Annotated in this window: 18 protein-coding genes; 8 read left to right on the top strand and 10 right to left on the bottom strand. The window is 71.2% G+C overall.

Going from position 1 to position 21,058, the window contains the following annotated elements; translation table 11 throughout:
• Window positions 1-143: 143 nt before the first annotated feature.
• From ACGFI1_RS03740 to ACGFI1_RS03725, 4 genes are all read right to left on the bottom strand, one after another.
• A complete protein-coding gene (locus tag ACGFI1_RS03740; RefSeq protein ID WP_392782604.1) occupies window positions 144-1,136 on the bottom strand; it encodes an amino acid ABC transporter permease in 993 nt (330 codons plus the stop codon).
• A complete protein-coding gene (locus ACGFI1_RS03735; RefSeq protein ID WP_301174361.1) occupies window positions 1,133-1,816 on the bottom strand; it encodes an amino acid ABC transporter permease in 684 nt (227 codons plus the stop codon). Before ACGFI1_RS03735 ends, ACGFI1_RS03740 begins: the two co-directional genes overlap by 4 nt.
• A 142-nt stretch (window positions 1,817-1,958) precedes the next feature.
• Window positions 1,959-2,828: a glutamate ABC transporter substrate-binding protein gene (locus ACGFI1_RS03730; protein WP_301174360.1), complete on the bottom strand. Its 870-nt coding sequence runs from the start codon at window positions 2,826-2,828 to the stop codon at window positions 1,959-1,961.
• Window positions 2,829-2,867: 39 nt separating this feature from the next.
• Window positions 2,868-3,590 (bottom strand): amino acid ABC transporter ATP-binding protein, encoded by a 723-nt coding sequence (locus tag ACGFI1_RS03725; protein WP_240808508.1) that lies wholly within the window; start codon window positions 3,588-3,590, stop codon window positions 2,868-2,870.
• Between the two features lie 327 nt (window positions 3,591-3,917).
• On the opposite strand from ACGFI1_RS03725, the gene miaB reads away from it, so the two are divergent.
• Window positions 3,918-5,456 carry a tRNA (N6-isopentenyl adenosine(37)-C2)-methylthiotransferase MiaB gene (gene miaB / locus ACGFI1_RS03720; protein ID WP_392782599.1) on the top strand — a complete coding sequence of 513 codons (1,539 nt, stop codon included), beginning with the start codon at window positions 3,918-3,920 and terminating at the stop codon, window positions 5,454-5,456.
• Between the two features lie 70 nt (window positions 5,457-5,526).
• On the top strand, window positions 5,527-6,240 hold the full coding sequence (locus tag ACGFI1_RS03715; RefSeq protein WP_392782597.1) for a hypothetical protein: 714 nt from the start codon (window positions 5,527-5,529) through the stop codon (window positions 6,238-6,240).
• Here ACGFI1_RS03715 and ACGFI1_RS03710 read toward each other — a convergent pair.
• Window positions 6,237-6,542, bottom strand: a complete 306-nt coding sequence (locus tag ACGFI1_RS03710; RefSeq protein WP_392782595.1) for an antitoxin — start codon at window positions 6,540-6,542, stop codon at window positions 6,237-6,239. The genes ACGFI1_RS03715 and ACGFI1_RS03710 overlap by 4 nt on opposite strands.
• A gap of 124 nt (window positions 6,543-6,666) precedes the next feature.
• Here ACGFI1_RS03710 and miaA point away from each other — a divergent pair, with 124 nt between their 5' ends.
• Both miaA and dapF read left to right on the top strand, forming a co-directional pair.
• Entirely contained in the window at window positions 6,667-7,587 is a 921-nt protein-coding gene (miaA, locus tag ACGFI1_RS03705; protein WP_392783222.1) for a tRNA (adenosine(37)-N6)-dimethylallyltransferase MiaA, read from the top strand.
• A gap of 21 nt (window positions 7,588-7,608) precedes the next feature.
• Window positions 7,609-8,421 carry a diaminopimelate epimerase gene (gene dapF, locus ACGFI1_RS03700; RefSeq protein ID WP_392782592.1) on the top strand — a complete coding sequence of 271 codons (813 nt, stop codon included), beginning with the start codon at window positions 7,609-7,611 and terminating at the stop codon, window positions 8,419-8,421.
• 278 nt (window positions 8,422-8,699) lie between these two features.
• Here dapF and ACGFI1_RS03695 read toward each other — a convergent pair whose 3' ends face one another.
• Window positions 8,700-10,661 (bottom strand): sensor histidine kinase, encoded by a 1,962-nt coding sequence (locus ACGFI1_RS03695; RefSeq protein ID WP_392782590.1) that lies wholly within the window; start codon window positions 10,659-10,661, stop codon window positions 8,700-8,702.
• Between the two features lie 362 nt (window positions 10,662-11,023).
• On the opposite strand from ACGFI1_RS03695, the gene ACGFI1_RS03690 reads away from it, so the two are divergent.
• From ACGFI1_RS03690 to ACGFI1_RS03675, 4 genes are read left to right on the top strand one after another with little or no spacing between them, the layout of a single operon-like run.
• Window positions 11,024-11,995: an ABC transporter permease gene (locus tag ACGFI1_RS03690; RefSeq protein WP_392782587.1), complete on the top strand. Its 972-nt coding sequence runs from the start codon at window positions 11,024-11,026 to the stop codon at window positions 11,993-11,995.
• Between the two features lie 32 nt (window positions 11,996-12,027).
• Window positions 12,028-12,786 carry an ABC transporter permease gene (locus tag ACGFI1_RS03685; protein WP_392782584.1) on the top strand — a complete coding sequence of 253 codons (759 nt, stop codon included), beginning with the start codon at window positions 12,028-12,030 and terminating at the stop codon, window positions 12,784-12,786.
• The gene (locus ACGFI1_RS03680; RefSeq protein WP_392782581.1) at window positions 12,783-14,537 is read left to right on the top strand and encodes a dipeptide ABC transporter ATP-binding protein; all 1,755 of its coding nucleotides are present in this window, start codon (window positions 12,783-12,785) and stop codon (window positions 14,535-14,537) included. The genes ACGFI1_RS03685 and ACGFI1_RS03680 overlap by 4 nt, the downstream gene beginning before the upstream one ends.
• Entirely contained in the window at window positions 14,534-16,198 is a 1,665-nt protein-coding gene (locus ACGFI1_RS03675; protein WP_392782578.1) for an ABC transporter family substrate-binding protein, read from the top strand. Before ACGFI1_RS03680 ends, ACGFI1_RS03675 begins: the two co-directional genes overlap by 4 nt.
• Before the next feature lie 17 nt (window positions 16,199-16,215).
• Here the strand turns inward: ACGFI1_RS03675 and ACGFI1_RS03670 are convergent, their stop codons facing one another.
• The 4 genes from ACGFI1_RS03670 to ACGFI1_RS03655 form a co-directional block, all read right to left on the bottom strand.
• Complete coding sequence (locus ACGFI1_RS03670) at window positions 16,216-16,935, bottom strand: hypothetical protein (protein ID WP_392782575.1); 720 nt, start codon at window positions 16,933-16,935, stop codon at window positions 16,216-16,218.
• A 132-nt stretch (window positions 16,936-17,067) separates the two neighbouring features.
• A complete protein-coding gene (locus tag ACGFI1_RS03665) occupies window positions 17,068-18,354 on the bottom strand; it encodes a (Fe-S)-binding protein (protein WP_138639192.1) in 1,287 nt (428 codons plus the stop codon).
• Window positions 18,354-19,550, bottom strand: a complete 1,197-nt coding sequence (locus ACGFI1_RS03660; RefSeq protein ID WP_392782572.1) for an FAD-binding oxidoreductase — start codon at window positions 19,548-19,550, stop codon at window positions 18,354-18,356. The genes ACGFI1_RS03665 and ACGFI1_RS03660 overlap by 1 nt, the downstream gene beginning before the upstream one ends.
• Window positions 19,550-20,989, bottom strand: coding sequence for an FAD-linked oxidase C-terminal domain-containing protein (locus tag ACGFI1_RS03655; RefSeq protein ID WP_171069244.1), 1,440 nt, complete (start codon window positions 20,987-20,989; stop codon window positions 19,550-19,552). The genes ACGFI1_RS03660 and ACGFI1_RS03655 overlap by 1 nt, the downstream gene beginning before the upstream one ends.
• Window positions 20,990-21,058: the final 69 nt, after the last annotated feature.

Genomic DNA, 21,058 nt, shown 5'->3' with positions numbered 1-21,058 from the left:
ATGCGGTGGGGCCCATCACCCCCTTTTTCACTTCGGAATTAAACAACCCCCCACCCCCCGGACACCCCGTTAACGTGCGCGGCAACGACCGGGGGGGCCCCCCGGGGGGCCGGCGCCCCCCCCGCGGCGGGCGACCGTGGAGATCAGGTCGAGGGGACGGCCTGCTCGCCGACCCCGACCCCGGCGACGGGCGGCGCCCCGCCCGTGCCCATGGTCTTGGCCTCGGTCTTGCGGCTGCGGCGGCTGCGCGCCTCCAGCCACGTCGCCAGCCGGCTCACCGACATGTTGATCGCGATGTAGATGATCGCGACGATGATGCCGGCCTGCAGGACGTTGTTGCTGTAGTTGGCGGGGACCTGGCGGAAGCCCGCGGACAGCAGCTCGGGATAGGCGATGATGAACCCGAGGGCGGTGTCCTTGAGCAGGACGACGATCTGGCTGACGATCGCGGGCATCATCACGGTGATGGCCTGCGGCAGCAGGATCAGCCGCATGACGCCGTTCTTGCGCAGCCCGATCGAGTAGGCGGCCTCCGCCTGGCCCTTCGGGATCGACAGGACGCCCGCCCGGACGACCTCGGCGAGCACCGAGCCGTTGTACATGGTGAGGCCGAACACGACCGCGGCGAACGCCGGGACGGTGACGACGCCGGCGTTGCTCTCCACCCCGAAGATCGAGAAGAAGTAGTCCACCGAGACGCGCTGCAGCTGCCCGAACTGGGACTCGGCGATCTGCGGGCTGATCTTGTTCGGCACGAAGAAGGCCAGGAAGATCAGGATCAGCAGCGGGATGCCGCGGAAGAACTCCACCACCGCGCCCGCGGGCACCCGGATCCACCAGTGGTCGGAGAGCCGCGCCAGGCCGAACACGACGCCGAACAGCAGCGCCAGGACGGTCGCGACGGCGGCGGCCTTCAGCGTGTTCAGCAGGCCGGGGATGATCAGGTGCCGCCAGACCGTCCACTCGGTGAACGGCGTCCAGAACTTTGCTGCGAACTGGTCCTTGGCGGCCAGCCGCCAGATCAGCGCGGCGAGGATCGCGGCGAGCCCCACCGTGACGGCGACGCCGAGAGCCCTGTTCCGCGCGCGCGCCCGCGGCCCCGGGATGTCGAAGAGAACAGTAGCTTCCTTGCTCATCGCGCCACCGCCATCCGCTTGGCCAGCCAGCCGAAGAAGTACCCGGTGGGCAGGGTGAGGATCAGGAAGCCGACGGCCACGCCGAGGAACAGCGGGATGACGCCGTTGGAGAACGTGGGCTTGTCGACGATCGTCTTGGTGACCAGCGCGACCTCGGCGTAGCTCGCCGCCGCGGCGACCGTGGTGTTCTTGATCATCGCGATGAGGACGCTGCCCATCGGCGCGATGATCGCGCGGAACGCCTGCGGCATGATGATCATGCGCAGCGACTGGGTGAAGGTCAGGCCGATCGACCGCGCCGCCTCCGCCTGGCCCAGCGGGACCGTGTTGATCCCCGACCGGAGCGTCTCGCAGACGAAGGCGCCGGTGTAGGCGGACAGGCCGAGGACGGCCCACCAGTAGTACGTCACCGACGAGGTCGAGGAGAACTTCAGCGCGAGGATGTCGTTGAGGCCGAGGCTGCACATCAGCAGCACCAGCGTCAGCGGCGTGTTGCGGACGATGCTGACGTAGCCCGTGCCGAAGGCGCGCAGCACCGGGACGGGGGCGACGCGGAAGCTCGCCAGGACCGTGCCGATGATGAGGGAGAGCACCGCCGCGGCGGCCGCCAGGCGGATCGTCGCCCAGAATCCCTGGAGGATCTCGTCGAAGCTGTCGAAGAACGGGCTGAAGTCAAACATTGCTCAGCTGTTTCATGGCGTTCCAGCGGTGTCGGGCCAGCGGTGTCGAGCCCGGCCGGCGGTGTCAGGCCGGACCGGCGCGTCCCCGGGAGCCGCTCCGCGGGGACGCGCCGGCGCGGTGGGCGTCAGGCGCGGCCCCCGGTCAGGAGCAGCCCTCCATCTGCGGGGCGGTCGTGACGAGCTTCAGCCCGGTGCCGGCGAAGTGCTTCTCCAGCAGGGTCTTGGCGGTGCCGTCGGAGTACATCTCGGTGATGGCCTTGTTGACGGCCTCGCAGGTCTCCTTGTCGCCCTTCTTGATGCCGACGCCGTACTTCTCGTCGGTGAAGGGGTCGTTGATGACCTTGAAGGAGCCCTTCTGCTGGTTGGCGAAGCCGGCCAGGATCAGGTCGTCGGTGCTCACCGCGTCCAGCGCGCCGGACTTCAGCTTGCTCACGCACTCGGAGTAGCTGCCGGCGTCCACCAGCGTGACGCCCTTGATGTTGAGCTTGCCGTCCGGCGGGCCCTCGGTGATGCGGCGGAACGAGTTCGACCCGGCCGCCTTGCAGAGCTTCTTGCCCTTGAGGTCGGCGGCCTTCTTGATGTCGGTGTTGTCGGCCTTCACCATCGTGTCCTGGTGCGCGACGTAGTAGGGACCGCCGAAGGTCACCTGCTGCTTGCGCGCCTCGGTGATGGAGTAGGTGGCGAAGATCAGGTCGACCTGCCCGCCGCCGATGAACGACTCGCGGTTCGCGGAGGTCGTCTCCTTGAAGGTGATGCCGCTCTCCGGCACGCCCAGCTTCTGCGCGACGTACTTGGCGACGTCCACGTCGAAGCCGTCGTAGGTGCCGTCGGGCTTCTTCAGCCCGAGCGCCGGCTGGTCGAACTTGATGCCGATGGTCAGCTTCTTGTCGTCCTTGGCCTTCTGGACGACCGTCTTGGCCTCGGTCTTCTCGGTGTCGCTGCCACACGCGCTGAGCGCCAGGGACAGCGCCATCCCCGCCCCGATGAGGGCGCCGAAACGACGTACTCGCATTTCTCGTCCTACCTCTGCTCTCTGCCGGAGCCCCGCGGCTCAGTGCGTGAGGATCTTGGAAAGGAAGTCCTTCGCGCGGTCGGTGCGCGCATTGGTGAAGAACTCGTCGGGGGTGTTCTCCTCGACGATCTGACCGTCCGCCATGAACACGACCTTCTGGGCGGCGCGGCGCGCGAACCCCATCTCGTGCGTGACGACGATCATCGTCATGCCCTCGCGGGCGAGCCCCGTCATGACGTCCAGGACCTCGTTGACCATCTCCGGGTCAAGCGCCGAGGTCGGCTCGTCGAAGAGCATCACCTTGGGCTTCATCGCCAGGGAGCGCGCGATCGCGGCCCGCTGCTGCTGCCCGCCGGACAGCTGCGCCGGGTACTTGCCGGCCTGGTTGGCGATGCCGACCCGGTCGAGCAGCTCCATCGCGTGCTTCTGCGCCTCCTGCTTGCCCTGCCTGCGGACCTTCACCGGCCCGAGCGTGACGTTCTCGAGGATCGTCTTGTGGGCGAACAGGTTGAACGACTGGAACACCATCCCGACGTCGGCGCGGAGCTTCGCGAGCTCCTTGCCCTCCTGGGGGAGCTCCTTGCCGTCCACGAGGATCTTCCCGCCGTCGATGGGCTCCAGCCGGTTGATCGACCGGCAGAGAGTCGACTTGCCGCCCCCGGAGGGGCCGATGACGACGACGACCTCGCCGGAGTTCACCGTGAGGTTGATGTCCTTGAGGACGTGCAGCTCGCCGAAGTGCTTGTTGACGTTCTCGACCACGACGAGAGCCCGGTCGCCCGCCGCGGGGGCCGGCTCCGGAACGGAGTCCTCGGGCTCGTCCTTGGTGAGGTCGAGCTCGCCTTCGCTGTCCGTCATGCGGACGGACTTTACGTCATGGCCGGGCGCCTGAAAGTTGCCGAGCGGTACCGATCCGATCACGAATCCCCATGTCGGACGGGTCCATCGTGGCGGAGAGTGATCATCTGGGCTGGTCGGAGCGGGGTGTCCGCGGGTGCGCCCCGGCCCCCGGAAGCAGGCCGTTCGCCGGGGCCGCCGCGGCCGGACGTTCCATCGCGGCGGGACGGGCCCGTACCCTTGGTTACCGTCATGAGTGCGCCAATGGAGACGGCCGCCCGCACGTACGAGATCCGTACCTACGGGTGCCAGATGAACGTCCACGACTCCGAGCGGCTGTCCGGGCTGCTGGAGGCGGCCGGGTACGTCCGCGCCGGGGACGCCGAGCCCGATGTGGTGGTGTTCAACACCTGCGCGGTGCGGGAGAACGCCGACAACCGGCTCTACGGCAACCTCGGCCATCTGCGGCCGGTCAAGGACGGCCATCCGGGCATGCAGATCGCCGTCGGCGGCTGCCTCGCGCAGAAGGACCGCGACACCATCGTCAAGCGCGCCCCCTGGGTGGACGTGGTGTTCGGCACCCACAACATCGGGTCGCTGCCCGCGCTGCTGGAGCGGGCCCGCGTGCAGAGCGAGGCGCAGGTCGAGATCGAAGAGTCGCTGGTGACCTTCCCCTCGACGCTGCCGACGCGCCGGGAGTCGCCGTACGCGGCGTGGGTGTCGATCTCCGTCGGCTGCAACAACACGTGCACGTTCTGCATCGTCCCCTCCCTGCGCGGCAAGGAGAAGGACCGCCGCCCCGGCGAGATCCTCGCCGAGGTCGAGGCGCTCGTCGGCGAGGGCGTCCTGGAGGTGACCCTCCTCGGGCAGAACGTCAACGCCTACGGCTCGGGCTTCGGCGCCCTGGCGGCGGCGCCGGACGAGGTGCGCGCCATGACCGAGGGCGGCCAGTCCGCCTTCACGGGCCTGCTGCGCGCCTGCGGGGGCATCGAGGGCCTGGAGCGGGTCCGGTTCACCTCGCCGCACCCCAAGGACTTCACCGACGACGTCATCGCGGCGATGGCCGAGACGCCGAACGTCATGCCGTCGCTGCACATGCCGCTGCAGTCCGGGTCGGACGCGGTGCTGCGCGCGATGCGGCGCTCGTACCGGCAGGAGCGCTACCTCGGCATCATCGACAAGGTCCGGGCGGCGATCCCGGACGCGGCGATCACCACCGACATCATCGTGGGGTTCCCCGGCGAGACCGAGGCCGACTTCGAGGAGACCCTGCACGTGGTGCGGGAGGCCCGGTTCTCCTCGGCGTTCACGTTCCAGTACTCAAAGCGGCCGGGCACCCCGGCCGCGACCATGGACGGCCAGCTGCCGAAGGAGGTCGTCCAGGAGCGGTACGAGCGGCTCGTCGCCCTCCAGGAGGAGATCTCCTGGGCGGAGAACAAGAAGCAGCTCGGCCGCACGCTGGAGGTCCTGGTCGCGGAGGGCGAGGGCCGCAAGGACGAGGCGACCCGCCGGCTGTCCGGCCGCGCGCGCGACAACCGCCTCGTGCACTTCGGCGCCCCGGAGCAGCCGGTCCGGCCCGGCGACATGGTCACCGTCGAGGTCACCTACGCGGCGCCGCACCACCTGGTCGCCGACAAGCCGGTGCTGGACGTCCGCCGCACGCGGGCGGGCGACGCGTGGGAGGCTCGCCAGGGGAACGGCGGCGGTCCGAAGGGCGTCGCGCTGGGCATGCCGTCGATCGGACGGCCCGCCCCGGCACCCGCCGCCCCGTCCGGCCACGGCTGCTCCTGAGCGCGGCTCTCGCGGCCGTTCGCGGTCTACCGGTCCCAAGGCGCGGTGTTACCCCGTCCAAGGAGGCAGTGTGCTCGTAGCGGCGGCGGTGTGCCCGCACCCGCCGGTTCTCGTCCCGGAGATGGCGGGGGAGGCGGCGTCGGAGCTCGACGCGCTGCGCACCGCCTGCGACCGGGCCGTCGGGCTCCTCGGCGACGCGGACGTGCTGGCCGTCGTCGGGGGCGGGGCGGAGACGCGGCCCTACGGCCCGGACGCCTACGCGTCCCTCAGGCCGTACGGGCTCCACTGGACGAGCCCACGTGAACCCGTGGACGGGGCAGAGGCGCTCCCGCTCTCGCTGACGATCGGCCGGTGGCTGCTGGAGCGGCAGGGCTTCGCCGCCCGCGCGCGCTACCAGGCCGTGGCCTTCGACGCCGAACCGGAGGCTTGCCTATCGCTCGGCAGGGAACTGGCAGGGGCGGCCGACCGTGTGGCGCTCCTGGTGATGGGGGACGGGTCGGCGTGCCGTTCAGAGAAGGCACCCGGGTATCTCGATGTGCGCGCGCGCCCGCACGATGAGGGCGTGGCACGTGCGCTCGGCACAGCTGACGCCGCCGCCCTGGCCGCGCTGGACCCCGGGCTCTCCCGTGACGTCCAGGCGGCAGGGCGTGCGGCGTGGCAGGTGCTGGCGGGCGCGGCCTTGCACTCGCCCGGTCTCGGCGGGGAACTGCTCGCCGACGACGCGCCCTACGGGGTCGGCTACTTCGTGGCGGCCTGGTCGCGGCCCGACCGCCGGGCAGGTTAGGAGGGGCCCTGGCCCTGGCCGGGCTGACCGCCCTGGCCCATCTGGCCACCCTGCCCCATCTGGCCGCCCTGGTCGCTCTGGCCCATCTGACCGCCCTGACCGCCCTGGCCCTGCTGGCCGGTGCCGCCCTGGCCGCCTTCCCGGTCGAGCATCTCGCCGGCCTTCTCCTGGACCTTGTCGACCTTGTCGGCGTACTTGCCGCCGGTGCGCTCGTCGATCATGTCCCCGGCGCGCTCGACGCCGTGCCTGGCCTTGTCGGAGTGCTGCCCGAGCATCTGCTTGACCTTGTCGACGATGGACATTCCCGATCCCCCCGGATCCCTCGTCTCGATCGGTGCGGCGCGGTTGGCACGCACACCCGTACCCCCCGCCCATACCCGTTCTGTTGCCACAATCAATCCCGTGACCTCACCCAATGCTCCCTATGTGATCGCGGTCGTCGGGGCGACGGCCGCGGGGAAGTCCGACCTCGCCGTGGAACTGGCGCTGCGGCTGGACGGCGAGGCGGTCAACGCCGACTCGATGCAGCTCTACCGCGGTATGGACATCGGCACCGCGAAGCTGTCCGCGGCCGAGATGCGCGGCGTCCCGCACCATTTGCTGGACGTCTGGGACGTGGTGAAGACGGCCAGCGTCGCCGAGTACCAGGCGCTCAGCGCGGACGCGATCGCGGACGTCCGGGGGCGGGGCCGGGTGCCGGTGCTGGTCGGCGGGTCGGGCCTGTACGTGCGCGCGGCGCTCGACGAGATGGAGTTCCCCGGGACGGATCCCGCCGTCCGGGCGCGCCTGGAGGTGGAACTGGCGCAGGTCGGCCCCGGTGCGCTGCACGAGCGGCTGCGCGGCCTCGACCCGGCCGCCGCGGACGCCATCCTGCCGAGCAACGGGCGCCGGATCGTCCGCGCCCTGGAGGTCATCGAGATCACCGGCCGGCCGTTCACCGCGACGCTGCCCGAGCACCGGTACCGATACGGCTCGGCCCTGCAGATCGGCGTGAGCGTCCCGCGCGACGCCCTGGACGAGCGCATCGCCCTGCGGGTGGAGCGGATGTGGGACGCGGGCCTGGTCGACGAGGTGCGGGCGCTGGAGAAGCGGGGCCTGCGGGACGGCCTGACCGCCGGGCGGGCGCTCGGCTACGCGCAGGTGCTCCGGTTCCTCGCGGGGGAGTGCACCGAGGAGGAGGCGAAGGAGGACACCGTCCGGACCACGCGGCGCTTCGCCCGCCGGCAGGAGTCCTGGTTCCGCCGCGACCCGCGCGTCCACTGGCTCCCGCACGACGCCCCCGACCTGGTCGAACGCGCTCTCGCCCTGGTCGAGGAGGCCGCGGGGGAGGCCGGGCGGGGCACCTGAGCGAGGCAATACGATCGAAGGATGCGGTTTGTCAAAGGCCACGGCACCGAGAACGACTTCGTGATCCTGCCCGACCCGGACGGCGTCCTCGACCTCTCCCCGGAGGCCGTCGCGCGGCTGTGCGACCGGCGCGCCGGGATCGGCGCCGACGGCGTGCTGCGCGTCGTCCGGACGAAGGCGGCGGAACTCGACGCCGACGCGGGCGCCGACGCCGAGTGGTTCATGGACTACCGCAACGCCGACGGAAGCATCGCCGAGATGTGCGGCAACGGGATCCGGGTCTTCGCCCGCTACCTCGTCGACGCCGGCCTGGCCGCGCCCGGCGAGTGGGACGTGGCGACCCGCGCGGGCCTGCGCCGGGTGACGCTCGGCGCGTCCGGCGACGTGAGCGTGGACATGGGCGCGCCGGAGCTCCTCGGCTACGGAGAGGCGTCCCTGTCCGGGGCGGCGTTCCAGGGCCGGCGGGTCTCGGTGGGCAACCCGCACCTGGCGTGCCGAGTGGACGGTCCGGTCGCCGCGCTGGACCTGTCGCGTGCCCCCGACTTCGACCCGGCCGTGTTCCCCGACGGGGTGAACGTCGAGTTCTTCCGGTCCGTCGGGGAGCGGCACGTGGAGATGCGGGTGTTCGAGCGCGGCTCCGGCGAGACGCGCTCCTGCGGCACCGGGACGGTCGCGGTGGCCGCCGCGGCGGCCCAGGGGACCCCTGGCGCGTCCGAATGGACCGTGGACGTTCCCGGCGGCCGGGTGACCGTCACCCTCGACGGGCGGACCAGCCATCTGCGCGGCCCGGCGGTGCTCGTCGCCGAGGGCGAGACGCGTCCTGGGTGGATCTAGCGGAACCCTTGTCTCACCAGGGTTGCGGCGGGTCCGGAGTCGTCCCGGTATGAACGGGACAGGTGTCCCTCTCCAACGGGACCCTGAGCCGCATAACTTCTTTCTTGCACACCCTCTGGTGAATGGCCCGTACGGACCGGGATGGGAGCCCCGGGGCCGTACGGAGCCTGAGGGCCGGTGGCGACCTTCTTGGCGGGGGGCGGTCACCGGCCCTCCCACCAGGGTGAGGCCGGAGAACCCCGGGTGAGCGCGCCCCGGGAGAGTGGCAGTGGCCGGCGTCAGGAATGTGCGCCGTTGACCGGCAGCCGGGCCCGGACGAGGGTTCCGCCGTTGGGGCCGGGGCCGACCGTGCAGGATCCGCCCAGTTCCGTAGCGCGTTCCCGCATCGACGACATGCCGACCCCGGAACGCAGCCGGTCGGGCAATCCCACACCGTCATCGCCGATGGTGACGTGCAGATCGCCGTTCAGGCACAGCGTGACCTCGGCGTAGCACGCGTTGGCGTGCCGGTGCACGTTGGTCAGCGCCTCCTGCACGATCCGGTAGGCGGCGACCTCGGCGGCGGCGGACAGTCCTTTGAGGTCGCCTTCCACACGCACGTCGACCGTCGGGCCGTCGCCGGTGGCGACGACGCCGCCGAGCGCCTGGATCGCGCCCTCCAGCCCGAGGTCGTCCAGCGCGGGCGGGCGCAGGCCGTACACCAGGTCGCGGATGTCGCCGATGGTGCGCCCCATGGTGGCGCGCAGCTCCTCCAGGAGCGTGTCCACCGCCTCCGGGTCGGTCTTCAGCGTGATGCGGGCCGCGTCCACCGTCATCGCGAGGCTGGCGAGCGTCGGGCCGAGGCCGTCGTGCAGGTCGCGGCGGAGCCGCCGCCGCTCCTCCTCACGGGTGCGCAAGATGTGCTCGCGGGAGCGCTGGACGTCTGCGGCGAGCCGCGCCGCGTTCGCCAGCTCGGCGAGGTTGCGGGCGAGGATGCCCGACAGCCGCGCGTCCGGGGTGCGGGTGACGCCGAACAGCAGCCGGCCCACCGGCTCCCCGTGCCACACCAGCGGGACGAGCTGCGGGCGCGGGCCGAGCACACCGTCCTCGGCGGAGATCGTCCGGCCGTCGCGGTCCAGCACCTCGATCACCACGCCGGTCGCGTGCAGCGCGGAGCGGGCCACCTCGGCGGCCACGGCGAGCGCGGCCCCGGGGTCGGCGGCGGTCTGCAGCCGCCGGTTGAGGGTGTCGGCGATCCGGTACGGGTCGCGCTCGCCGTGGATGACGCCGTCCACCATCCGCTGCAGGCGGCGCCGGACGGGCTCGAAGACAGCGCCCGCGACGATCGCGCCGGCCAGCCCGGCGAGGGTGCCCCGGCCGTGCGCGAGCAGGCTCGCCCCGCCGACCAGCGCGAAGTACACGCCGGTGATGACGACCACCAGCCCGGCGTACACCAGCGTCCTGCTGACCACGAGGTCGATGTCGTACAGCCGGTAGCGGGTGATGGCGATCGCGATGCAGATCGGCACGGCGACGATGGTGATGTTGCGCAAGGGATCCCCGATGGGGCTGTTCTCGCCGATGTAGATGACCCCTTCGGCGAGGATGCCGGGGTAGACGACCCAGGCGATCTGCCGCCGGACGTCCGGCGGCGACCGGACGAACCGGACGAGCACCGAGAACAGGCCCGCGGCCAGGGTGCCGAGGATGACGGCGCTGATCGGCAGCGGGATGCCGTCGAAGGGGTAGACCGACACGCCGTTGTGCCAGCGGCGCACCCCGGGGTCGATGGTGAGGTGGACGCAGACGACGGCGGGCATGAGGCAGGCGAGCACGAGCACCGGCCGGTACCGGCGCGACACGAGCCGCCCGTCCGGGAAGATCAGCGGCAGGACAAGCGTCAGCGCGTAGGTGTCGACCGCCCACAGCCACGTCCCGAGCCAGTCGAGGAACCCGGCCGCGGCCCAGTCGTGCCGGTCCGCCCACGGGGCGAGGTTCAGCGTCAGGACGTACAGGGCCGCGCTGAAGCCGGCGCCGACCATGAGCCAGGCGACCTTCAGCCCCGGCCGGTGCCGCAGCAGCACGGCGCCGACGGGCGTCCAGGCGAGCGCGACGAGGATCTCGGGGTGCCACCAGACCATGCGCTCGGCGGACGGGAGCCAGGCGCCGAGGGTCAGGGAGGTGACGACGAACGCGACCGCGGCCAGCGCGAGGAGGACGCCGAGGCGCCCCGCCGCGCGGCCGTGTGCTGCCGTCTCCATCATGCACTCCCCGCCCGAAAGTAATGGAATGTTAAAGCGTCCAGGTCGTGGAGACCCAGGCCGAGAGCCGCATCCGGCCGAATGATCTACCTAGGGGAACCAACAGGGGAGCCCTAACCTACGATGGCGCGCCCTGAGCAGGGAAGATCTGTCCCGGCTTGAGGTGGTCCGCCGAGTTCGGGCGGGAACTGCCTCCCCGCTGCCCGTTCCGCCGTGCGCGCGAGACGCGCCGATGCCGCGACGCCCGGATGTGAGAAGTCGGAAAGTGCAGGTCAGGGCGGTGTTTTGTCGTCCATCTGCGCGTTCTGTGTTCGATGTGTAGCATTCCGTGTTCGTCGGCGGGCGGTGCGGGAGGGGAGTCGGTGGCGGGGTTCGTGCTGCGGCGCGTGGTGAGCCGTGTGGTGCTGGTCGTGTTCGCCGGGAGCCTCGCCTATCTGCTCGCCGCCGCCGTCCTCGATCCGCGGGCCGCGTTCCAGGGGCGGACACCGCGCCCGCCCGAGGCCGTCGTCGATGCCCGGCTCAGCGCGCTGAACCTGAACGACCGGACTCCGCTGGCCGACCGCTACCGGACCTGGGCGCGGGGCGTCCTGCAAGGGGACTTCGGCCGGACGCAGGAGGGCGAGCCCGTCAATGCGGAGTTATGGCGGCGGCTTGGTGTCAGCCTCCGGCTGCTGGTTCCCGGTGGGGTCGTGGGAGGCGTGCTGGGGATTCTCGTTGGCGCGTACGCGGCGGCCACGCATGGACGGGTCACCGACAGGGTGGTTACGGGCGGGGCCTGTCTGCTCTTAGCCGTCCCCGTGTTCGTTCTGGCGGTGCTGTTACAGGCGGCTGCCGTGAGGGTGAACGACGTACTGGGCCTGCGGGTGTTCGTGTGGGTGGGGGAGGGGTCGCCTCGCGACATCGCTGATCAGGTGCGGCATCTGCTGCTTCCGATGGCCACGATCGCGCTGGCCCAACTCGCGCTGTACAGCCGGTACCAGCGGGGGCTGATGCTGGACGTCCTGCGTGCCGATTTCGTGCGGACCGCAAGGGCCAAGGGGCTCTCGCAGCGGAGAGCCCTGCTGCGGCATGGGCTGCGCACCGCGTTCGTACCGATGACGACGTACTTCGCCTATGCGTCCGGGCTGCTCATTCTCGGGGGCGTGTTCACCGAGAAGGTCTTCGGGCGGCACGGCATGGGCGAGTGGCTCGTCGACTCGATCGCGCGCGGCGACGTCAACGTGGTCGCGGCGATCGACTGCGTCGCCGCCTGCGCCGTCGTCTTGGCCGGCCTCGTGGCGGACGTCTTGAACGCCGCCCTCGACCCGAGGGTTCGGTCCGGGGTCGCGGCATGACTCGGCGGGGTGTTGTCGGGATTGCGCTCCTTGTGTCGGTGTTCGTCCTGGCGTTCGCGGGGCCGCTCCTGGCGCCGTGGCGCTGGGACGAGACCGACTTCGCGGCGTTCGGTCAGGGGCCCTCGGCGCGGCACTGGCTGGGGACGACGCAGAGCGGGCGGGACGTCTTCGCGCTCACGCTGCGCGGAGCGCAGAAGTCGCTGGTCATCGGGCTTCTGGCCACGCTGCTCTCGACGGCGTTCGCCGCTGCCGTCGGCACCGTCGCCGGGTTCGCGGGCGGCCTGCTCGACCGGGCCATGATGTGGGGCGTCGATCTCCTGCTGGTCCTGCCGTCCTTCCTCGTCGTCGCCGTTCTGGCGCCGGGCGGAGGATGGCCTCTGCTCGCGCCCCTGCTCGCCGCGTTCTTGTGGATGCTCACCGCCAGGGTGGTGCGGGCGATGACGCTGTCGGTGCGCGAGCGCGAGTATGTGCTCGCCGCCCGGTTCGCCGGGGTGAGCGCGCCGCGCGTGCTCGTCCGGCATGTCCTGCCGCAGGTCGCGTCGTTCCTGGTCGTGGACGCGGGCCTCACCGCCGGCGCCGCGATCGTCGCCGAGGGCGGGCTGTCCTTCCTCGGCTTCGGGGTCCGTCCGCCGGACGTCTCGCTGGGCACGATGATCGCGGAGGGGCGGGGCGCGGCGGCCACCTGGCCGTTCATGTCCGCCGCGGGGCTGCTCGTGCTGATCGTCCTCGCCGTGAACCTGGTCGGCGACGGGGTGCGGGACGTCCTCGATCCGCTGCGGGACGTGCGATGACGGTGCTGCGCGTCACCGGCCTGACGGTCGATCTTCCAGGCGGTGTGCGCGCCGTGCGCGGGGTCGGCTTCGCAGTCGGAGCCGGGGAGGTCCTCGGGGTCGTGGGCGAGTCGGGGGCGGGCAAGACCATGCTCGCGCTCGCCCTGATGGGGCTTCTCCCGGACGGTGCCGAGGTCACGGGGTCCGTGCGGCTGCGCGGTGAGGAGCTGCTCGGGCGATCTGATGCCGAGTTGTGCCGGGTGCGCGGCGACGACCTGGCGATGGTGTTCCAGGAGGCGGCGCTCACGCCTGTCCGCACCGTGGGCGATCAGGTCGCCGAGGCGGTACGGGCCCATTCCAAGGTCACACGGGCGGCGGCGAGGGCTCGGGCCCTGGAACTGCTCGAACTGGTGGGAATCGCGGCAGGACGGGCGCGCGCGTACCCGCACGAGTTCTCCGGCGGGATGCGGCAGCGGGTGATGATCGCCATGGCCGTCGCGAACCGTCCCGGCGTGATCCTGGCGGACGAACCGACGGCCGGCCTGGACGTGACCGTCCAGGCGCAGGTCTTGGACGTCCTCCGCACCGCGAGGGATGCGACCGGGGCCGCGCTCATGCTGATCACGCATGACCTGCGGCTCGTCAAGGACTTCGCCGATCGCGTCATGGTCATGCGCGAGGGGCGGATCGTTGAGACCGGGCCGGTAGAGCGGATCTACCGGGAACCGCGTGCGGCGTACACGGCCGAGTTACTGCGGTCCATCCCACGTGTAGAGGGCAAGGGTGTGTCGCCGCCTCGGCCTGAACGTCCTGTCGTACTGCAAGTGCACGGCCTTGTCCGGCACTACCCGGTCTTCAAGGGGACGCTGGTGCGGCGACGGGTCGGCAGTGTGCGCGCGGCCGACGGCGTCGGCTTCGACGTTCGGGAGGGCGAGACGCTCGCGCTCGTGGGGGAGTCCGGGTGCGGTAAGACCACGACCTTGCTGGAGATCCTGCGGCTGGCACGGCCGCAGGACGGCCGTGTGGTCGTCTTCGGCCAGGACACGGCGTCGTTGAGCGCGGCTGGCCGCAAGACCCTGCGGCGGGATGTCCAGATCGTGTTCCAGGACCCGGCAGCGTCGCTCAACCCTCGGATGCGCGTGGCCGACATCATCGCCGAGCCGCTGGTCACACATGGATTCCCGTCATCGCGGATGAGAAGCCGAGTGAGAGAGCTCCTGGAGCTGGTGGGCTTGGGGGCCGACACTGTATGGCGCTATCCCCACACACTCTCTGGCGGGCAGAAGCAGCGTGTGAGCATCGCGCGGGCTCTGGCTCTGGAACCGCGTCTGCTGCTCTTGGACGAACCTGTGTCGGCTTTGGACGCGCCTGTGCAGGTGAGCGTCATGGCTCTGCTGGAAAGCCTCCGCGACCGTCTTGGCCTGGCATATCTGCTCGTCGCCCATGACCTGGCCATCGTCCACCGCATCGCCGACCGGGTCGCCGTCATGTACATGGGCCGCATCGTCGAACTGGGGCCGACCCAGGACGTGTACGAGGCACCGGCTCACCCCTACACGCGCGCACTGCGACGCGTCCCTCTGCAAGGAGACTCACCAGACCCGATGTCACCACCCACTGGATGCCGTTTCCGCTCCCGGTGCCCCCGCTACATCACGATCGCCGAACAGGACGCTCGCTTGTGCGATGAACAGGATCCGGAGCCCTTGAAAGACCCAGATCGGCTGGTCGCCTGCCATCACCCCCTCATCGGAGCCGAGGTCAAGCAGTGAAACGGATACTCGGCGCGGTTCTCCTGGGCATCGTGCTTTTGAGCGGATGCGGCGACATCGGCGAGCAGAACGATTCATCCGGGCGGCTGCCGGGCTCTGACGTCAACCCCGTCCCGCGCGACCGAATCGTGAACGGCGGCACGCTCCGCTGGCCGCTGCCAGAGTTTCCATCCCAGTGGAATTTCCACCATCTCAACGGTGCCAAGGGTGCGGTGGACCATGTCATTCAGGGCGTCCTGCCGTATCTGATGCACGCTGACGAGAAATCCGTCCCCCATCCCGTCCCGGAGTATCTGGAGTCGGCCACGCTGAAGCGCACCAAGCGGGGCCAGACCGTCACCTACAGGCTCAACCCTCGGGCAAGATGGTCTGACGGCCGCCCCATCGGATACGCCGATTTCGTCGCGCAGGCCCGCGCGCTTTCCGGACGCGACCGGCGTTACGAGGTCTCCACCGACAGCGGATACCGCCTGATCAAGCACATCGAACAAGGCCCCCGCGAAAACGACGTGAAGGTGACGTTCTCCCAGACGTACGCCGACTGGCGCAGCCTGTTCAGCCCGCTCTACCCGGCCGCCGCCTACTCCACCCCACGCGCGTTCAACACCGGCTGGATGAACGCACTGCCCATGACCGCAGGTCCGTTCAAAGTCCAGCGAATCGACCGCACCGACAAGACCGTCACTTTGGCCCGCGACCCGTCATGGTGGGGGCCGCCCGCGAAACTCGACCGCATCCTCTACCGCGCCATGGACACCAGCGCGATGCCCGGCGCATTCGCCAACCACGAGATCGACCTGATGGACATCGGGCTGGACGCGAGCGCGATGCGGCGCGTCCAAGGCGTCCCCGGTACCGACATACGCCGCGCGGGCGGACCCGACTGGCGGCACTTCACGTTCAACGCCGCTTCGCCCGTCCTGTCCGATGTGCGCGTACGGCGTGCGGTCATGCTGGGCATCGACCGGGAGGTCATCGCACGGTCCGACCTGTCCGGCCTGGGGGTGCCGGTCCAGACCCTCGGCAACCACTTCTACGTCAACACCCAGAACGGTTACCAGGACAACTCGGCCGTCCTCGGCGGATACGATCCCGCGCAAGCCGGACGGCTCCTGGACGAGGCGGGCTGGCGACAGCACGGCAAGTACCGCGCCAAGGCCGGGCGCACACTCGCGTTGCGCTTCGTGGTGCCTTCCGGTGTCCCCATCAGCGCGCGCGAAGCGGAACTGGCGCGCGCGCTGCTCGAACGTATCGGTGTCCGGGTGGACATCCGGCCCGTTCCCGCCGACGACGCCCTCGACGCCCACGTGACCAAGGGCGGCTTCGACATCGTCCCGTTCTCGTGGCTGGGCACCTCGTTCCCGGTGTCACCGATGCGGGCGGTGTTCGCCCGGCCGCACGCCGGCCGCACCCAGCAGAACTACTCCCGCACCGGGACCGCCGCCATAGACGCGGCGATGGACCGGGCGATCGCGGAGACCGACCCGGCGAAAGTCCACGACCTCGTGAACGGAACCGACCGGCTCATCTGGCGCCAGGCGTCGGTGTTGCCGCTGTACCAGCGTCCGCAACTCGTCGCAGCGCGCGCGGACCTGGCCAACATGGGGGCGTGCGGCTTCCTAGAGCCCGACTACCAGGACATCGGGTTCACCAGTCGCTGAGCCACAAGGCCGGACGGTTACGGGAAGGCGAGCTGGATGCCCTTGCGGTCGCTGGTGTAGCGCGCGTTCCACACGTAGAGCCGCAGGTCGTCGGCGGAGATGCCGTCGTCGACCGGGAGTTCGGAGGCGATCCGCACGACGTAGGAGGCGCCGCCCGGCATCATCATGCTGCCGCTGTCGTCGACCGGCGGCTTCGACCCGTCGATCCGGGCGGTGATCTTGCTGTGGTTCGGCAGCGTGCACATGTCGTCGGGGATGCCGGCCTGCGGCATGCACCGCTCCCGCGCCGCCTTCGGGACCTGCGCCTTCGGCATGAACAGGTCGGCGGGGTAGTCGAGCAGGACGGGCCGCCGCTGCGTGTTGGTCAGGATGTAGTCGGCGTAGGCGTACGTCGTCCCCGACGGCGGCGCCGCGGTGGCGCCGAGGGGCTGCCGGTCGGTCCCGGCCCGGACCGCGGCGAGGCTGTAGCCGTAGCCCTCGGGGGTCGTGAAGTTCACCGGCGGGCCCGCCTTCGGCGCGGGGACGGCCGAGCCCTGCTGCGTGCCGTCGCCCTGGCTCGCCAGGGTCGGCTGGGCGGTCTCCTGGGCGGCGTCGCCGCCCGGCCGCAGGAACACGATCCCGGCGGCGATCGCGGCGATGCCGACGGCGCCGGTGACGGCCCCGGCGAGGCCGAGCCGGCCCGCGGCGGTCTTCTTCCGGCGGCGGTGCGAGCGGTAGGGCTGGTAGCTGTTGGACATGGTGGTGCGTGCTCCCTCGGGCCTTCTCCAGGCTCAGTAAGCGCGTCCTTCCGAGCTGTCGTCGGCAACGGCGGCAACGGCGGCAGGCCACGATACCGGACGCCCGGAACGGCGGTGTTCCAGGCCGGCGGGTTACGAAGTGCGCGCGACGAGGGCGTCGCGGCCGAGCCCTCGTAGGGAGGCGTCCAGCACCTGCGCGGTGTGCGCGACCGCGATGCCGGCGCCGCGCCGGCGCAGCGCGGTGGCGATCTGCATCGAGCAGCCGGGGTTGGCGGCGACCAGTAGTTCGGCTCCGGTGGCGTCCACGTTCACCGCCTTGCGGTCGCCGAGTTCGCCGGCGGCCTCCGGCTGGAACAGGTTATAGGTTCCGGCGGAACCGCAGCAGATGTCCGGTTCGGCGATCTCCCGGACGGTCAGCTCGGGGATCGCGGCCAGCAGCGCGCGGGGCTGGCTCCGCACGCCCTGGGCATGGGCGAGGTGGCAGGCGTCGTGGTAGGCGACGGTGACCGGAAGTGGCCGCCGCTCCGCGCGGGGCCCGAGTTCCGCGAGGTACTCGGCGAGGTCCCTGGTCTTGTCCGACAGCGCCGCGGCGCGCGCGGCCCAGGCCGGCTCGTCGGCGAGCAGCGTCCGGTACTCCTTCATCGCCGACCCGCAGCCCGCCGAGTTCACCACGATGACGTCGACGGACTCGAACGTCTCGATCGTCCGGCGGGCGAAGGCGCGGGCCTCCCCGGCCCGGCCGGAGTGCAGCGACAGCGCCCCGCAGCAGCCCTGGCCGCGGGGGATGACGACGTCGCAGCCTTCGAGGGCCAGCACGCGGGCCGTGGCCGCGTTGACGCCGGGGAAGAACTCGCTCTGCACGCAGCCGGTCAGCATCCCGACCGTGGCGCGGCGCTCGCCGCGCGCCGCGACCCGCTCCGGCAGGCGCGGCGCCTTCCCGAGCGGCGGCGCGAGCCGCTCCATCGCCGCGATGGACGGCGACAGGCGCTCCAGGACGCCGCTGCGCCGGACCAGGCGCTCCAGACCCGACTTCTGGTACGCGCGCAGAGGCCCGCGCAGAGCACGGAGCCTCCGCTTGTACGGGAACAGCTGGAAGACCATCTCCCTGATGGCCCGCTCCTTCAGCGAACGCGGGTGCTCGTCCTCCACCTGGGTGCGGGTGATCTCGATGAGACGGTCGTACTGGACGCCGGACGGGCATGACGTCACGCAGGCCATGCACCCGAGGCAGCGGTCGAAATGCTCGGCCATCGGCTCGTTGAGCGGCGCGCCCTCAAGGTGCTGCTGCATGAGATGGATACGGCCCCTTGGGGAGTCCATCTCCTCGCCCCACAGCACGTAGGTCGGGCATGTGGGGAGGCAGAAACCGCAGTGGACGCAGTCGTTCAGGAGATCAGGGAGATCGTCCTGGGCGCTCATCAGATTCCTCCCACGAAACGGCCCGGGCACAGCCTGTGGTCCGGGTCGAACTGGTCTTTCACGCGCCGCATCAGGGCGAGCGCCGGAACCGGCCCCCACAGGTCGATCTCGCCGCGCACCTCTTGCGGCGCGTAACGGACGACGGCGTGGCCCCGGTGCCGGGACAGGACGTCCCTCAGCCGCCCTAGTACGTCGGCCACATCGTCTGATGACATCTCCGGGGCCAGACCGACATGGCCGTTCCCGCTGCCGCTCCATGTGACCGCGGTGTCCGGCCCGAGCAAGGCGAGGACTTCGCGGAGCGAGGGCGGCGGTGCGCTGATGTCGATGAGGGTGGTGCCGTCCGGGTAGCGTCCCCAGCCGTCCGGTGCTGACTCGGAGATCTCGGAGTGCTCCCCTAGGAGCTGCTGCGTCTGCCCAGCGCGCGCGGCGACGCCCTCAGGCACGCCTTCCAGGAGCACCGAGACCGTACCGGGACCGATGTACTCGACCGCACTCGGCGCCACAGGAGAGTGGAGGACACTCTGGACGGCATCATGCGCGTCCTCCGGCCCGTTCACGGCGCACGTGACGTACGCGGACGCGGCGGGGATCGGATGGAGCCGGAACGTCGCCTCCACGATCAGCCCCAGGGTGCCGTAAGAGCCGGAGAAGAGCCTGCCCAGGTCGTACCCTGCGACGTTCTTGACGACCTTGCCGCCCGACCGCGCGACCTGGCCGTCCGCCCGGACGACCGTCAGCCCGATGACCAGGCTCCGGGGCGTCCCGTAGAGGGTGCGGAGCGGCCCCGCGGCGCCGCTGGCGACCGTCCCGCCGACCGTGGAGCCGGGCAGGGGGACGTCCAGGGCGAGCCGCTGGCCGTGCTCGGCGAGGCTCTCGTTGAGCCGCTCCATGGGGAGCCCCGCCTCGGCCTTGGCGACGAGGTCGCCGGCCGTGTGCTCGACGAGCCTGCCCAGCCGGTGGGTGTCGACCAGCAGATCGCAGCGCCGCGGCGGCGTCCCCCAGTCCAGCCGGGTCTCGGCGCCGCGCGGGACGACCGCGAGCCCCTTCTCGGCGGCGACGCGCATGACGTCGGCGGCCTCGGCCAGGTCCTTCGGGGCGGCGACGAGCGCGGGCTCTACGCCGAGCACGCCTTCGGCGGGCTCGCCGGGGCGCACGTCGGCGCAGACCTTCGCCAGGGCGTCCAGGGGCCGCATCAGAAGATGTCCGCCTTTCCCTCGTACGGGTGGGGGCCCTTGCGCTTGCCGGGCACCTCACCGCAGAGCCGGGGCGTCGGGAAGACCTTGCCCGGGTTGCACAGCCCCGCCGGGTCGAACCCGCAGCGGACCATCTGCATCGTGTCCAGGTCGGCGTCGGTGAACATGCGCGGCATGTAGCGCGCCTTGTCGACGCCCACGCCGTGCTCGCCGGTGATGGAGCCGCCGTGCTGGATGCACAGGTCGAGGATCGCCCCCGACACCTCCTCGGCGCGCTCCTCGGCGCCCGGCTCGGAGTCGTCGAACAGCACCAGCGGATGCAGGTTGCCGTCGCCCGCGTGGAACACGTTCGCGACCCGCACGCCCGACCGCGCCGACAGCTCGTCGATGCTCGCGAGGACGTCCGGCAGGACCGTCCGCGGGATCACGCCGTCCTGGACGAGGTAGGCCGGGCTGATCCGGCCGACCGCCGCGAACGCGGACTTGCGGCCCTTCCAGATCAGCGCCCGCTCCGCGTCGTCGGCGGCGATCCGGATCTCGAACGCGCCCGCGTCCCGGCACAGCCGCTCCACCTCGGCGAACTGGGCCGCGACCTCGGAGTCCGGGCCGTCCAGCTCCACGATCAGCACGGACCCGGCGCCCGCCGGGTACTCGCAGCGCACCGCCGCCTCCGCCGCCTCGATGGCGAGCGCGTCCATCATCTCGATCGCCGCCGGCACCACGCCCGCGCCGATGATCGACGACACCGCGGTGCCGCCCGCCTCGATCGAGTCGAACGCCGCCAGCAGCGTCTGCACGGTCTCCGGCACCCGCGTCAGCCGCACCGTGATCTTGGTGGTGATGCCGAGCGTGCCCTCCGCCCCGACGAACACCCCGAGCAGGTCGTAGCCGGGGGCGTCCGCCGCGAGCTCCACCAGCTCGCCGTCCGGCGTGACGATCTCGCACGCCAGCACGTGGTGCGCGGTGAACCCGTACTTCAGGCAGTGCGCGCCGCCGGAGTTCTCCGCCACGTTCCCGCCGACCGAGCAGATCTGCTGGCTGGACGGGTCGGGCGCGAAGTAGTACCCGTACGGGCGGACGGCCCGCGTCACGTCCAGGTTGATCACGCCGGGCTCCACCACGGCGCGCTGACCGGGGATGTCGATCTCCAGGACGCGGCGCATCCGGGACGTCACGATCAGCACGCCGTCGGTGCGGGGGAGCGCCCCGCCGGACAGGCCCGTCCCGGACCCGCGCGCCACGTACGGCACGCCCGCCGCCGCGCACTCCCGCACGATCGCCGCGATCTGCTCGGCCGTGTCGGGCAGCACGACGACCCCGGGCGTCGCCCGGTGGTTGGTGAGGCCGTCGCACTCGTACGTGCGCAGCCGCACCGGGTCGGTGATCACCCGATCCGCTCCGAGCAGCGCCTCCAGCCGGGACCCGAGCGCCGTGAGCATGGACTCCACTCTTACCACCATCCTCCGCCCCCGACACCCCCGCAAGATCCGGAGCCGGACGGCCCGCGG

The sequence above is a fragment of the Actinomadura geliboluensis genome (genome assembly GCF_043197915.1).
GTDB classification, from domain to species: domain Bacteria; phylum Actinomycetota; class Actinomycetes; order Streptosporangiales; family Streptosporangiaceae; genus Spirillospora; species Spirillospora geliboluensis.
The sequence above is the reverse complement of the archived record's forward strand: the minus strand, read 5'-3'. Positions and strand labels throughout refer to the sequence as shown.

Coding starts and splice junctions, on each gene's coding strand:
- ACGFI1_RS03740 (WP_392782604.1), bottom strand. CDS start 1,136: ATGAGCAAGGAAGCTACTGTTCTCTTCGACATCCCGGGGCCGCGGGCG.
- ACGFI1_RS03735 (WP_301174361.1), bottom strand. CDS start 1,816: ATGTTTGACTTCAGCCCGTTCTTCGACAGCTTCGACGAGATCCTCCAG.
- ACGFI1_RS03730 (WP_301174360.1), bottom strand. CDS start 2,828: ATGCGAGTACGTCGTTTCGGCGCCCTCATCGGGGCGGGGATGGCGCTG.
- miaB (WP_392782599.1), top strand. CDS start 3,918: ATGAGTGCGCCAATGGAGACGGCCGCCCGCACGTACGAGATCCGTACC.
- ACGFI1_RS03710 (WP_392782595.1), bottom strand. CDS start 6,542: ATGTCCATCGTCGACAAGGTCAAGCAGATGCTCGGGCAGCACTCCGAC.
- dapF (WP_392782592.1), top strand. CDS start 7,609: ATGCGGTTTGTCAAAGGCCACGGCACCGAGAACGACTTCGTGATCCTG.
- ACGFI1_RS03695 (WP_392782590.1), bottom strand. CDS start 10,661: ATGGAGACGGCAGCACACGGCCGCGCGGCGGGGCGCCTCGGCGTCCTC.
- ACGFI1_RS03680 (WP_392782581.1), top strand. CDS start 12,783: ATGACGGTGCTGCGCGTCACCGGCCTGACGGTCGATCTTCCAGGCGGT.
- ACGFI1_RS03670 (WP_392782575.1), bottom strand. CDS start 16,935: ATGTCCAACAGCTACCAGCCCTACCGCTCGCACCGCCGCCGGAAGAAG.
- ACGFI1_RS03665 (WP_138639192.1), bottom strand. CDS start 18,354: ATGAGCGCCCAGGACGATCTCCCTGATCTCCTGAACGACTGCGTCCAC.
- ACGFI1_RS03660 (WP_392782572.1), bottom strand. CDS start 19,550: ATGCGGCCCCTGGACGCCCTGGCGAAGGTCTGCGCCGACGTGCGCCCC.
- ACGFI1_RS03655 (WP_171069244.1), bottom strand. CDS start 20,989: ATGCTCACGGCGCTCGGGTCCCGGCTGGAGGCGCTGCTCGGAGCGGAT.